The 13551-nt window shown below is 64.5% G+C and carries 10 protein-coding genes; 7 read left to right on the top strand and 3 right to left on the bottom strand.

Annotated features, from left to right (window positions below; translation table 11 throughout):
• Positions 1 to 104 precede the first annotated feature (104 nt).
• Positions 105 to 1067: a thioredoxin-disulfide reductase gene (trxB, locus tag D906_RS24010; protein ID WP_003247318.1), complete on the top strand. Its 963-nt coding sequence runs from the start codon at positions 105 to 107 to the stop codon at positions 1065 to 1067.
• 60 nt (positions 1068 to 1127) lie between these two features.
• On the opposite strand, the gene nadC is transcribed toward trxB, so the two are convergent.
• Positions 1128 to 1976 carry a carboxylating nicotinate-nucleotide diphosphorylase gene (nadC, locus tag D906_RS24005; protein WP_027615751.1) on the bottom strand — a complete coding sequence of 283 codons (849 nt, stop codon included), beginning with the start codon at positions 1974 to 1976 and terminating at the stop codon, positions 1128 to 1130.
• 243 nt (positions 1977 to 2219) lie between these two features.
• On the opposite strand from nadC, the gene D906_RS24000 reads away from it, so the two are divergent.
• The 3 genes from D906_RS24000 (at position 2220) to ampE (ending at position 5864) form a co-directional block, all read left to right on the top strand.
• Positions 2220 to 4376, top strand: a complete 2157-nt coding sequence (locus tag D906_RS24000; RefSeq protein WP_027615750.1) for a DUF1631 domain-containing protein — start codon at positions 2220 to 2222, stop codon at positions 4374 to 4376.
• Between the two features lie 88 nt (positions 4377 to 4464).
• The gene (gene ampD / locus D906_RS23995) at positions 4465 to 5037 is read left to right on the top strand and encodes a 1,6-anhydro-N-acetylmuramyl-L-alanine amidase AmpD (RefSeq protein WP_019099743.1); all 573 of its coding nucleotides are present in this window, start codon (positions 4465 to 4467) and stop codon (positions 5035 to 5037) included.
• A complete protein-coding gene (ampE, locus tag D906_RS23990; protein WP_027609746.1) occupies positions 5034 to 5864 on the top strand; it encodes a regulatory signaling modulator protein AmpE in 831 nt (276 codons plus the stop codon). Before ampD ends, ampE begins: the two co-directional genes overlap by 4 nt.
• A gap of 63 nt (positions 5865 to 5927) precedes the next feature.
• Here ampE and D906_RS23985 read toward each other — a convergent pair whose 3' ends face one another.
• Together D906_RS23985 and cra are read right to left on the bottom strand one after the other, a co-directional pair.
• Complete coding sequence (locus tag D906_RS23985; protein ID WP_019099745.1) at positions 5928 to 6704, bottom strand: TatD family hydrolase; 777 nt, start codon at positions 6702 to 6704, stop codon at positions 5928 to 5930.
• 2 nt (positions 6705 to 6706) lie between these two features.
• The gene (cra, locus tag D906_RS23980) at positions 6707 to 7702 is read right to left on the bottom strand and encodes a catabolite repressor/activator (RefSeq protein ID WP_025754809.1); all 996 of its coding nucleotides are present in this window, start codon (positions 7700 to 7702) and stop codon (positions 6707 to 6709) included.
• A 284-nt stretch (positions 7703 to 7986) separates the two neighbouring features.
• On the opposite strand from cra, the gene ptsP reads away from it, so the two are divergent.
• The 3 genes from ptsP to D906_RS23965 are packed head-to-tail and all read left to right on the top strand — an operon-like array spanning position 7987 to position 13523.
• Complete coding sequence (gene ptsP / locus D906_RS23975; RefSeq protein WP_019099747.1) at positions 7987 to 10839, top strand: phosphoenolpyruvate--protein phosphotransferase; 2853 nt, start codon at positions 7987 to 7989, stop codon at positions 10837 to 10839.
• A complete protein-coding gene (pfkB, locus tag D906_RS23970; RefSeq protein ID WP_025754807.1) occupies positions 10840 to 11787 on the top strand; it encodes a 1-phosphofructokinase in 948 nt (315 codons plus the stop codon). It abuts the gene before it with no gap.
• Positions 11784 to 13523 (top strand): PTS fructose-like transporter subunit IIB, encoded by a 1740-nt coding sequence (locus D906_RS23965; protein WP_025754806.1) that lies wholly within the window; start codon positions 11784 to 11786, stop codon positions 13521 to 13523. The genes pfkB and D906_RS23965 overlap by 4 nt, the downstream gene beginning before the upstream one ends.
• Positions 13524 to 13551 lie beyond the last annotated feature (28 nt).

Raw genomic sequence — 13551 nt, 5'->3', positions numbered from 1 at the left:
GTTGTAGCCTTCCCCAAGTGCTGCGTGGGTCCGTTTTAAATTTCCAGCTGGCGCAGCCGGTACACCGATGCCGGCCCGTGCGGCCCGCTCGACAGGAGTTCGACATGTCTGAAGTACGTCATTCGCGCGTCATCATTCTCGGTTCCGGCCCTGCCGGTTACAGCGCCGCAGTCTATGCTGCCCGCGCCAACCTCAAGCCGCTGCTGATCACCGGCATGCAGGCCGGTGGCCAGCTGACCACCACCACCGAAGTCGACAACTGGCCGGGCGACCCCCACGGCCTGACCGGCCCGGCCCTGATGCAGCGCATGCAAGAGCACGCCGAGCGTTTTGAAACCGAAATCGTCTTCGACCACATCAATGCCGTCGACCTGGCCAACAAGCCGTTCACCCTGCAGGGTGACAGCGGCAAGTACACCTGCGACGCACTGATCATCGCCACCGGTGCCAGCGCCCGTTACCTGGGCCTGCCGTCGGAAGAAACCTTCATGGGCAAGGGCGTTTCGGCCTGCGCCACCTGCGACGGTTTCTTCTACCGCAACAAGCCGGTCGCCGTGGTTGGCGGTGGCAACACTGCCGTGGAAGAGGCGCTGTACCTGGCCAACATCGCCAGCAAGGTGACCCTGGTACACCGTCGCGAAACATTCCGCGCCGAGAAGATCCTGGTCGACAAGCTGAACGCTCGTGTGGCTGAAGGCAAGATCGAGCTCAAGCTCAACGCCACCCTGGACGAAGTGCTGGGTGACAACATGGGCGTGACCGGTGCGCGCCTGAAGAACAACGACGGCAGCAGCGACGAAATCAAGGTCGACGGCGTGTTCATCGCCATTGGCCATACCCCGAACACCTCGCTGTTCGAAGGCCAGCTGACCCTGAAAGACGGCTACCTGGTGGTCAACGGCGGCCGTGAGGGCAACGCTACCGCCACCAACGTTGAAGGTGTGTTCGCTGCAGGTGACGTGGCTGACCACGTTTACCGCCAGGCAATCACCTCGGCGGGTGCCGGCTGCATGGCTGCTCTGGACGTAGAGCGTTATCTGGACGGCCTGGCCAACGCCTCGTTCTGATTGGATAACACCCCTGAAAAAACCGGCTGAAAAGCCGGTTTTTTATTGCCCGCAAGCCGCTTACAGGCTCAAGCGCATCGACAGATCAACCGCCTTCACATCCTTGGTCATGGCACCAATCGAGATGTAGTCCACGCCGGTTTCGGCAATCACACGCAGGGTCGTTTCGTTGACCCCACCGCTGGCCTCCAGCTTGGCCTTGCCCGCGTTGATGCGCACTGCTTCGCGCATTTCATCAAGGTTCAGCTCATCAAGCATGATGATGTCCGCGCCAGCGGCCAGCGCCTCGCGCAGTTCATCCAGGCTTTCCACTTCGATCTCAACCGGCTTGCCTGGCGCAATACGGTGTGCCGCGGCCACGGCTTCGGCCACGCCGCCGCTGGCAGCGATGTGGTTTTCCTTGATCAGGAACGCGTCGTACAGGCCGATGCGGTGGTTGTCGCAGCCGCCACAGGTTACCGCGTACTTCTGCGCCAGGCGCAGGCCCGGCAGTGTTTTACGGGTGTCCAGCAGGCGCACCTGGGTGCCTTCTACCAGGTCGGCCAGGAAGCGCGCACGGGTGGCTACCCCCGACAGCATCTGCAGGAAGTTCAGCGCACTGCGCTCACCGCTCAGCAGCGAACGGGCCGGGCCTTCGAGGTGGAATAGCGGCTGGTTGGCAGTCGCCCGCTCACCGTCCGCCACCTGCCAGTGCACCGCCACGCGTGGGTCGAGCTGACGAAACACGGCGTCGACCCAGGCGGTGCCGGCGATCACGCAGTCTTCGCGGGTGATGATGGTCGCCTTGGCGAGGCGCTCGGCCGGGATCAACTGCGCAGTGATATCGCCACTGCCGATGTCTTCCAACAGTGCACGGCGCACATTGGCTTCGATTTCAGCGGTCAGGTCGGCGAGGCGTAGGTTCGGCATGTTCGGCTCCACTAGCTAGATGCCCGCGATTATAGGGCAGGGGGCCGGTGTGTACAGCCGCCTTGGCGATGTCCGTTGGTCGGGCATTGTGAGCCATTCAAGCCCATTCGGGGCATTAACCGGTCGACGAAACGGTGCTGGCAGCGATGCGATTTTTTACCGATAATGGCGCCCAGTATTTGGCGTCATAGCTTTGACGATCATTAGCCCCTGTCGGGCAAAACACCCTGCAAGGAGTCCAGGATGCAGAAAGAAGGCAAGGTGGTGCCCTTGGCGGCTGCCATCGACCGAGGGGGGCGCACGCCTCTTCCTTGCCTTCCGGTATTGTTGCTGCAGGTGCGGGACAAGGCCGCCTTGCAGTTGCGCCAAGGCTTGCAGGACTTGTTCGACAACGCCGATGACACGCTCTTCGAAATGGCTGACAAGGCCTTCGACCGTTATGACCAGCATCTGTACTTCGAAGCCATGCGTGATCTGAGGCTCAAGCGCAAAAGCATCGAGCGCGGCTTTCTTGATACCTTTCATGACACTTTCGCGCGCATCGGCCAGCCCGACCCGCTGGCGCACCTGGCCGAACCGGGTAGCTTGCGGAGCAAGGCCCAACGGGAGCGGGCTGCGGCCATGGAAGGCATGGTTGGGCGGGTGCTGTCACGCGATGGTATTGCCCTGCAGCAACTGGGCCTTCGCTTGCAGGCGCTGCTCGATCGCCCCCTGCATGAGCAGCACAACCCGTTGGGCCCGGCCGCTTTGTGCGGGTACTTCCTGGACGCCGGGCGCAACCTGGGGGTTGGTTTACGGGTCAAGCTGGTGCTGCTCAAGCTGTTCGAACGCTATGTACTGCGTGATGCCGACATTCTCTATGCCGACGCCAACCAGCTATTGGCCGCAGCCGGTGTCCTTCCGGAGTTGCAGCCGGCACCGCGCCGGCGCGCCGAAGACAGGCGCTTGCGCACACGACGAGGGCCGTTGAGCCAAGGCCAGGACGTTGGGGCAGACGCGGCAGGGCAAGCGTATTTCGCCTCATTGCAAACCTTGCTGGCCCCGCTGCGCGGGCAGTTCGCACCGCGATTGCAGGCGGTGGCTGCTGCCCAGCCGATCAGCACGGCCGACCTGATACGCCTGCTGTCGCATTTGCAACACTATGTACCCGCAACTCACGAGGCCGATGATTTCGAGCTCGGCCAGCAGCTTGAGCAACTGCTGTTGCGGGTCAGTGTGCGCAGCGGCACGCGCCGGCGCATCGCCGTGGACGATGAGGACGTGATCAACCTGATCGGCCTGGTGTTCGCCTTCATCCAGCGTGATGACAACCTGCCCGCCAGCCTGCGCGTACTGCTTGCGCGCCTGCATATTCCCTTGCTCAAGGTAGCATTGCTGGACAAGGGGCTGTTCAGTCGGGCCAGCCACCCGGGGCGCCGGCTGATCAACGAGATCGCGGGCGCGGCCATTGGCTGGGCGTGCGGCAGCGAAGGCCTGCGTGACAGCCTTCACCTGCGGGTAGAATGCACGGTCCAGCGCCTGCTCAATGATTTTGCCGAAGATACTGGCCTGTTTGTCGAGCTTCTCGACGAGTTTCTCGCATCCAATCAGGAGGAACGGCGGCGCAACGAGCTGCTTGAACAGCGCACCCGCGATGCCGAAGAGGGGCGTGCCCGTGCCTTGCAGGCGCGGCACCAGGTGCAGCAGGTGCTCAACCAGCGCCTGCGCGGTCGGGTATTGCCCCTGGTGGTGGTGCAGATGCTGGTGCAAGCCTGGAGCCAGGTACTGCAGTTGGCATGGCTGAAGCAGGGTGAAGCCTCCCAGGGCTGGCGCGATGCCCTGCAGACCGTGGATGCGCTACTGGCCAGCATCACCCCGGGGCATGAGCCGCAAGCCCTTTTGCAGCAGGTTCCGGGCCTGCTCAAGGCGCTGCGCGATGGCCTGGCCAGCGTGGCGCTGGATTCGGCAGCAACCCGAGAGTTCTTCCTGCAACTGGAGCAATTGCACTTGCATGCCTGTGCGGGCACTGAGCTACCGGCTGGCCATGACAAGCCCTTTGCCGAAGTGCTGGTGGACGAGGACATCGTACTGGCGATGCCCGAAGAACCGGCCTGTGCACCGCTGCAATTTGCCGATGGGCAGGCAGCAACGCTGCAGCACGTGCAGCGCTTGCGCATCGGCAGTTGGGTTGAAGTCATGGATGACGGCGAACCGCTGCGTTGCAAACTGGTGGCGCACGTCGGTAGTCACGACAGGCTGGTATTCGCCAACCGTACCGGCATGAAAGTGCGCGAGTGGAACAGCACCGCCTTGGCCCAGGCACTGCACCGAGGGGACGTACGGATGCTGGATGACGGTTTGTTGTTCGAGCGGGCGTTGGAGGCGGTGCTCGATGGGTTGCGGCAACCTTGGGTGCAGTAGGCGGCAACATTACAATCATTCACATGCAAACGGTGTTGAGCGCAGGGCATACTGCTGACCTGTTCACGGCGTTTTCAGGATCTGCCCCATGCAATTGGACCGTGCCACTGGCTGGTTTCACGGAACCGGAATCACCCACTGCCCCTCGCCGAACTTCAATGCCCGCCCTGAAGGCGAATCGATTTCCCTGCTGGTGATCCACAACATCAGCCTGCCGCCAGCTTGTTTCGGCACCGGCAAGGTCCAGCAGTTTTTCCAGAATCGCCTGGACCCTGATGAGCATCCTTACTTCGACAGCATCAAGCACCTGACCGTGTCAGCGCACCTGTTCGTCGAGCGTGACGGGGCGGTGACCCAGTTCGTATCCTTGCTCGATCGCGCCTGGCACGCTGGCGTTTCGTGTTTTGACGGGCGTGAAGGCTGCAACGATTTCTCCATCGGTATCGAACTGGAAGGCACTGACGACCTGGCCTACACCGATGCCCAGTACGCCGTGCTGGAACGGCTTACCCGGCACATTCTTAGCGCCTGGCCGGCCATCGACCTGGGTCGCATTCAGGGGCACAGTGACATTGCTCCGCAACGCAAGACCGACCCCGGCCCGTCCTTCGATTGGCCGCGTTACCGCGAAGCGTTGTTGCACAAAGAGGACAAGGCATGAGTTTTCTGGTGTTGCTGCTGGCGTTGTGGGTCGAGAAATTTTCGGCCCTTCGTCACCAAGTGCAGCGTGACGGGTTTTTCCTTGGCGAGTTGGTGCGGCTGGAACGCAGCGGCAAGGTTCACCCATGGTGGACGCTGGCCATCCTGGTGCTGGCACCTGTAGCGGTGCTGGTATTGCTGCTGCATGTGCTGGAGCCGGTGGCCTATGGGCTGTTGGCCTTGCCGGTGCACCTGTTGGTGCTGGTCTATAGCCTGGGCCGTGGTGATGCCAAGGCCTCGCTTGGGCCGTTGCGCGATGCCTGGCGGCGCGGTGATGACCAGGCGGCGCTGCATGTTGCAGAGCGTGACCTGGGCCTGGCGGCCGACGAGCCGCACAGCTTGTTGGTAAGGGTGCAGGGCAACCTGCTGTGGCAGGTGTACCAGGGCTTTTTCGCGGTGATCTTCTGGTATTTCGTGCTGGGGCCTGGAGCGGCGCTGGCTTATCGCCTGCTGGCGCTGTGCGGCGAGCACAGCAAGCAGCCTGCGCTGAAGGCGCGGGCCGAACAGCTGCGGCATATCATGGACTGGCTGCCGGTTCGGGTACTGGCGTTGAGCTTTGCCCTGGTGGGCAACTTCCTCTCGGTCACCCGGGTGATGTTGCACGAGTTACTCAACTGGCACATCAGTGCCGCGCACCTGGTGGCCCGTGTCGGGCGCATTGCCGACGATATTCCCGAGGAAGAAGACAGCCAGCGCGGGTTGGGGCGGCTGGACAGCCTGTGGGAGCTGCTGCTGCGTTGTGCGGTGTTGTGGTATGCCGGGTTTGCGCTGTGGACAGTGCTGGTCTGAACTGAATTGGCTGGCCTCTTCGCGGGCGTTCCCGCGAAGAGGCCATGACAGGCAGCAAAACATCTACCAGCCAAACAACTCGCAAGCATTGCGGCTGCTAGCCTCAGCCAGCTCCCCGACATCAATCCCCATTACCTCGGCCAACGCCCCGGCAATCTCCGGCAAATGCTCCGGGCTGTTCCGCACCCCCGGGTACATCACCGGTGCCATATCTGGCGCATCAGTCTCCAGCACCACACTCTCCAGCGGCAGCCGCGCCAGGGTCTTGCGTAGCCGCAGTGCCTGTGGCCACGTCGCGGCACCGCCAAGCCCGAGCTTGAAGCCCAGCTTGATGTACTCGCGCGCCTCTTCGTAGCTGCCGGCAAACGCATGGATCACCCCCGCCCGCACCGGTTTGTAGCGCTTGAGCGTGGCAACCACCCGCGCATGGCTGCGGCGTACATGCAACAGCGCAGGCAGTTCGAAGTCGCAGGCCATCTGCAGTTGCGCTTCAAACAGGTCCTGCTGGCGGGTTTTGTCCAGGTCTTCAAGGTAGTAGTCCAGGCCAAATTCACCCACGGCGCACAGCCGCGTATCGCCGTGCAGGCGTTCCAGCCATTCGCGCAACTGAACGAGGTGCTCCGGGCGGTGCTGGTCGAGGTAGACCGGGTGCAAGCCGAGTGCTGCGAACAGGCGCTGATCGGTGCAGGCCAGGTCCCACACCCGCTGGAAATTCGCTTGGTACACCCCCAGCACCACCACACGTTCCACCCCACGCGCCGCCGCATTGGCCAGCAGGCGCGGGCGGTCGGCGTCGAAGTCGGGGAAGTCCAGGTGGGTGTGGGTGTCGATCAGGCGCATGGTCAGGCCGCAGTGATGCGCTGCTTGAAGGTTCGACCAACGGCATGCACACCCGGCTCGTAGCGCTTTTCCTCGATGGCGGCCAGCGCCAGCTCCAGCGCGGTGGCGGCAATCAGGCCATGCTGCTGGGCCATGGCATTGACCGGCAGCGGCAGGAAGTCGAGCAACTGGTTGTCGCCAAAGGTGCCCAGCTGCAGCTGGCGCGAATCGGCAGGGCGCGCCTGCAGGGTATCGAACACCCCTTGCAGCAGTACGTACGAGGTGGTCACCAAGGCATCCGGCAGGCCGCCCAGGTCGTCGATCAACTGCTGCATCAGGCGCTGGCCGCACTCGCGGCTGAACGCTTCCCCCTGATAGCGGCGCACTTCACCGGCATAGCCTTGCAGCGCTTCGTCGAAGCCGCCGGCACGCGCCTGGCTGACAGACAGCTCAGGGCGGGCGCCGATCAGGGCAATGCTGCGCGGGGCGGCAGTGAGCAGGCTGGCGGCCAGTTGGCGGCTGGCATCGCGATCGTCGCTGATCACCGAGCAGAAGTGCGCAGGGTCCAGGCGGCGGTCGATGGCGATCACCGGCAGGCCTTTGTCCTGCAAGTCACGGTAGCTGTCGTCTTCCGGTGGCAGGCAGCTGGCGACGAACAGCGCGTCGCAGCGGCGGGCACGGAACAATTGCTGCAGCTGGCGCTCGCTGTCGGGCTGGTCGTCGCTGCTGGCGATCAGCAACTGGTAGCCACGGGCGCGGGCGCCTTGCTCCAGTTGCTTGGCAATGCGGGCGTAGCTGGGGTTCTCCAGATCCGGGAGAATGAAGCCCAGGGTGCGGGTGTGCCGGCTGCGCAGGCCAGCGGCCTGAGGGTTTGGGGTAAAGCCATGGGCTTCGACCACTGCACGCACGCGCTCGACGGTGGTGTTGCTGATGCGCTGCTGTTCAGCCTTGCCGTTGATGACATAGCTGGCTGTGGTCACGGACACACCGGCCAGGCGGGCGATATCGCTGAGTTTCACCGAATTTTCCTTGTTATTTCCGGGGCTGGCTGTAAGGCCGGACCGGGCATTTTGACCCAGCGCAGGCATCACGCGCAGACGACCATTGTCGCAATTGTCCGACAGGATGGGGCTTTTTACCGGGCAGATTATCGAGTAACGTGGCCGTCTGGTCAGATTAAACGTTTCAGCCGCCGAATTTTCTGTCTCGGCTGCCATCTGTGCAAGGCTGTTGAACTGGCCCTTCATGTGAATTTCACAACAATACTCCAGTACCCGACCGGGAACTGTAAAAGGAGAAGGTCATGCTCGAGCTCGCCAAGGAGCAGATAGCCATGGGTCAGACGGCCGCCGACAAGGCCGAGGCGTTGTGCCTGCTGGCGGACCGGCTGGTCGCTGACGGCCTGGTCGCCGAGGGTTACCTGCAAGGGCTGCAGGCCCGCGAGGCCCAAGGCTCAACGTTCCTTGGGCAGGGCATCGCCATCCCTCATGGCACGCCACAAACCCGCGATCTGGTGCATGCCACCGGCGTGCGCCTGTTGCAGTTTCCCGAGGGCGTAGACTGGGGTGATGGGCAAATGGTCTACCTGGCCATTGGCATTGCTGCACGCTCCGATGAACACCTGCGCCTGCTGCAACTGCTCACCCGTGCCCTGGGTGAGACCGACCTGGCCGAAGCGCTACGCCGGGCCAGCTCTGCCGAAGCGCTGCTCAAGTTGCTGCAAGGTGCACCTCAGGAACTGGCGCTGGATGCGCAGTTGGTCGGCCTGAACGTTCCCGCTGAGGATTTCGACGAGCTGGCCTGGCGGGGTGCCCGCCTGCTGCAGCGTGCCGACTGTGTCGACAGCGGTTTTGCCGCCGTGCTGCAACAGGCCGAGCCGCTGCCATTGGGCGAGGGCCTGTGGTGGCTGCACAGCGAGCGTCAGGTGCGCCAACCGGGCCTCGCTTTCATCACCCCGCAGCAGCCACTGCGTTACCGTGACCAGCCGCTCAACGGCCTGTTCTGCCTGGCCAGCCTCGGCGCGGCCCACCAGGCCTTGCTTGAGCGCCTGTGCGAAGTGCTGATCGAAGGGCGTGGGCAGATGCTCTACCAGGCCACCAGCAGCCGTGCGGTACTGGAAATGCTGGGGGGCGAGGCGCCAGCAGATTGGCCCAGTGCGCGCATCGTGCTGGCCAACCCGCATGGCTTGCATGCGCGCCCGGCCAAGGTGCTGGCGCAACTGGCCAAAGGCTTCGAGGGCGAGCTCCGCGTGCGCGTGGTCGACAGTGCGCAGCCGGCGGTGTCGGTGAAGAGCCTGAGCAAGCTGCTCAGCCTTGGCGCCCGCCGTGGCCAGACGCTGGAGTTGGTGGCCGAACCGGGCATCGCCGCCGATGCCTTGCCGGTGTTGCTGGCGGCCATCGAACAGGGCTTGGGTGAAGAGGTAGAGCCGCTGGCGCAACGTGCAACACCCGTTGCCAGCGTTGCGGCCGACGTGCTGCAAGCCCCCGTGGCCGGTAGCCGTATCCAGGGCGTGGGCGCTGCCCCCGGCATTGCCAGCGGCCCGGCGCATGTGTGTGTCGAGCGTGAGTTCGATTATCCGCTACGTGGCGAATCCAGTGCCCTGGAGCGGCAAAAGCTGCGTCAGGCCATAGCGGCGGTGGACAGCGATCTGCAGGCTTTGGTCAAGCGCAGCGACAAAGCCATTGGCGAGATCTTCGTCACCCATCAGGAAATGCTCGCCGACCCGGCCCTGACCGACGATGTCGAACAACGCCTTGCCCAAGGCGAAAGTGCTGCGGCAGCCTGGATGGCGGTAATCGAAGCCGCAGCCCGTCAGCAAGAGGCGTTGCACGATGCCTTGCTGGCCGAACGCGCCGCCGACCTGCGCGACATCGGCCGCCGCGTGCTGGCGCAATTGTGCGGTGTGCAGGCCCAGGTTGAGCCGGCGCAGCCTTACGTACTGGTGATGACCGAAGTCGGCCCGTCCGATGTGGCGCGGCTGGACCCAAGCCGGGTCGCCGGCATCGTCACCGCTCAAGGAGGCGCCACTGCCCACAGTGCCATCGTCGCCCGTGCGCTGGGCATTCCTGCAGTGGTGGGCGCGGGGGCAGCGGTCCTTTTGCTTGAGCCCGGCACGCCGCTGTTGCTCGATGGCCAGCGCGGCGTGGTCAACGTGGCACCGCCGGAAGAAGAATTGCAACGCGCCCTGGCCGAGCGTGATGCCCGCGAGCAACGCCTGCAGGCCGCCTGGGCCAATCGCCTCGAACCCGCCGTGACCCGCGATGGCCACGCTGTCGAGGTGTTCGCCAACATCGGGGACAGCAACGGCATCGCCAAGGTGGTGGAGCAGGGCGCCGAAGGCGTCGGCCTGCTACGCACCGAACTGATTTTCATGGCACACCCCCAGGCCCCGGACGTGGCGACCCAGGAAGCCGAGTACCGACGCGTGCTCGATGGCCTGGACGGGCGCCCGCTGGTGGTGCGCACCCTCGATGTCGGCGGTGACAAGCCGCTGCCGTACTGGCCGATCGCCGCCGAAGAAAACCCTTTCCTTGGCGTGCGCGGCGTGCGCCTGACGCTGCAGCGCCCGCACATCATGGAAGACCAGCTGCGTGCCTTGCTGCAGGCTGCCGACAATCGCCCGCTGCGTATCATGTTCCCTATGGTTGGCCAGGTACACGAGTGGCGCGAGGCGCGGGCCATGGTCGAGCGCTTGCGTACAGAAACCCCGGTGGCCGACTTGCAACTGGGCATCATGGTCGAAGTGCCCTCGGCGGCCTTGTTGGCGCCGCAACTGGCGCGTGAAGTGGACTTCTTCAGCATCGGCACCAACGACCTGACCCAGTACACCCTGGCCATCGACCGTGGCCACCCAAGCCTTTCGGCCCAGGCCGATGGCCTGCACCCGGCCGTGCTCAGCCTGATCGACATGACCGTGCGCGCCGCCCATGCCCATGGCAAGTGGGTAGGCGTGTGCGGCGAGCTGGCGGCCGACCCGCAGGCGGTGCCTGTGCTGCTGGGGCTGGACGTTGACGAGCTCAGCGTGTCTGCGCGCAGCATCGCCGAAGTCAAGGCCCTGGTTCGCCAGGCCGATCACCAGACGGCCCGCGCCCTGGCGCGCGAGGCCCTGCAACAAGACAGCGCTGCGGCGGTTCGCGCGCTGGTGGAGCGTTCCTGAATGGCCAAGATCCTCACCCTCACCCTGAACCCGGCGCTGGATATCACCATCGGCCTGGACACCCTGCGCCCGGGGCAAGTCAACCGCAGCCAGGTACAACAGAGCCACGCCGCGGGTAAAGGGCTGAACGTTGCCCAGGTATTGGCCGACCTGGGGCACAGCGTGACCGTCGGCGGCTTTCTCGGGCAGGACAACCTGCAGCCGTTCGAAGCGCTGATCCAGTGGCGCGGCTTTGCCGACTGCTTTGTTCGCGTGCCGGGCGAAACCCGCAGCAACATCAAGCTGGTCGAGGCCGATGGCCGCGTCACCGATATCAACGGCCAGGGCCCGGAGGTCGATGAGGCGGCGGGTAGCGCGTTGCTGCGCCGCCTGGAACAGGTCGCCCCAGGCCATGATGCGGTGGTGGTGGCCGGTAGCCTGCCGCGTGGCATCAGTGCCGAGTGGTTCCGCCAGTTGCTTGACCAACTGAAGGCCCAAGGCCTCAGGGTAGCCTTGGACAGCAGCGGCGAAGCCTTGCGTGCGGGCCTGCAAAGCGCGCCTTGGCTGGTCAAGCCCAATACCGAAGAGTTGGGCGAGGTACTCGGCCTGGCTGTGGATAACCCGGCGCAGCAACGTGCAGCCGCCGAGCACCTGCTGGCCAGCGGCGTCGAACATGTGGTGGTGTCTGCAGGTGAGCAAGGGGTCAGCTGGTTCGCCCGCGATCTGGCCGTACACGCAAGCCCACCCAAGGTGCGGGTCGCCAGCACGGTGGGGGCGGGGGATTCGCTGGTAGCCGGCATGGTCCATGGCCTGCTGCAGGGCGAGCTGCCTGCGCAGACGTTGACCCGTGCCACCGCGATTGCCGCCCAGGCCGTCACCCAGGTTGGCTTCGGCATCCGTGACCGCGAGCAACTGGCGCGTCTGGAAGCGGCCGTGCAACTGACAGAACAACAAGAGGGTTGCCGATGAACATTGCCATTGTCACCGCCTGCCCCAACGGCCAGGTGTCGAGTGTGCTGAGCGCACGTTTGTTGTCCGCCGCTGCCCAGCGGCGTGGCTGGAGTACCAGCGTCGAAGTGCAGGAAGCCGGGCACCCGGAGCGGCAACTGAGTGCGCAGCAGATCGCCGAGGCCGACTGGGTGCTGGTAGTCAGCACTGGCGCAGTGGACCTGGCCCGCTTTGTCGGCAAGCGCGTGTACCAGAGCACACCCTCCCAGGCGCTGGCCGACCGTGAAGGCTTCCTCGATGAGGCAGCAGCCAACGCCCAGCCGTTGGTGGCGGCATCAGACGCCCCAGTCGCTGTTGGCAGCGCTGTCACGCGAATCGTTGCGGTCACTGCTTGCCCGACCGGCGTCGCGCACACATTCATGGCCGCAGAAGCCTTGCAGCAAGCGGCACAACAGATGGGCTACCAACTCACGGTCGAAACCCAGGGTTCGGTCGGGGCGCGCAATCCCTTGTCTGCCGAGGCCATCGCAGAGGCGGATGTGGTGCTGCTGGCCGCTGACATCGAAGTGCCCACTGCACGGTTTGCCGGCAAACGTATCCACCGTTGTGGCACTGGCATCGCCCTCAAGCAAGCCCGCGCCACGCTGGACAGGGCTCTGGCCGAAGCCAAAGTGGAAAGCAGCGCCGATGCCGCAGCGGCTGCCAGTACGACAAAGGGTGAGAAGACCGGTGTGTACAAGCACCTGCTGACCGGGGTGTCGTTCATGCTGCCCATGGTGGTGGCCGGTGGGCTGCTGATTGCCCTGTCGTTCGTGTTCGGCATCGAGGCGTACAAAGAACCAGGCACCCTGCCGGCGGCGTTGATGCAGATCGGCGGCGAGGCCGCGTTCAAGCTGATGGTACCGCTGCTGGCGGGCTATATCGCCTGGTCCATCGCCGACCGCCCGGGGCTTGCGCCTGGCATGATCGGTGGCCTGCTGGCCAGCACCTTGGGGGCCGGTTTCATCGGCGGCATCGTCGCGGGCTTTCTTGCCGGTTACAGCGCCAAGGCCATTGCCCGCTGGGCGCGCCTGCCCACCAGCCTGGAAGCGCTGAAGCCGATCCTGATCATTCCGCTGCTGGCCAGCCTGTTCACCGGCCTGGTGATGATCTACGTGGTGGGCCAGCCGGTGGCGGCCATGCTCGAAGGGCTTACGCACTTCCTCGACAGCATGGGCACCACCAATGCCATCCTGTTGGGGCTGTTGCTGGGAGGCATGATGTGCGTCGACCTTGGCGGGCCAATCAACAAGGCCGCCTATGCCTTCTCGGTGGGGTTGCTGGCGTCGTCGAGCTACGCACCGATGGCGGCGACCATGGCCGCCGGCATGGTGCCGCCGATAGGCCTGGGCATCGCCACTTTCCTGGCCCGGCGCAAGTTCGCCCAGAGCGAGCGCGAGGCAGGCAAGGCGGCGTTGGCGCTGGGGCTGTGTTTCATCTCTGAAGGGGCGATCCCGTTTGCAGCCAAAGACCCGCTGCGGGTGATTCCGGCCAGTGTCGTGGGTGGCGCATTGACCGGGGCGCTGTCGATGTACTTCGGCTGCAAGCTGATGGCGCCCCATGGCGGCTTGTTCGTGTTGCTGATCCCCAATGCGATCAACCATGCACTGCTTTACCTGCTGGCGATTGTAGCGGGTAGCCTGGTGACGGCGGTGGTGTATGCGGTGATCAAGAAGAGCGAGCGGGTGGAGTTGGCGGTGGCACCCGTAAAAGGCTAGAGACTTCTGGAGGCATTACTGGCCTCTT

The organism is Pseudomonas sp. LAIL14HWK12:I1 (assembly GCF_003202095.1).
GTDB lineage: Bacteria > Pseudomonadota > Gammaproteobacteria > Pseudomonadales > Pseudomonadaceae > Aquipseudomonas > Aquipseudomonas monteilii.
Note: the sequence above shows the minus strand (reverse complement) of the source record. Positions and strands in the feature narration are given on the sequence as shown.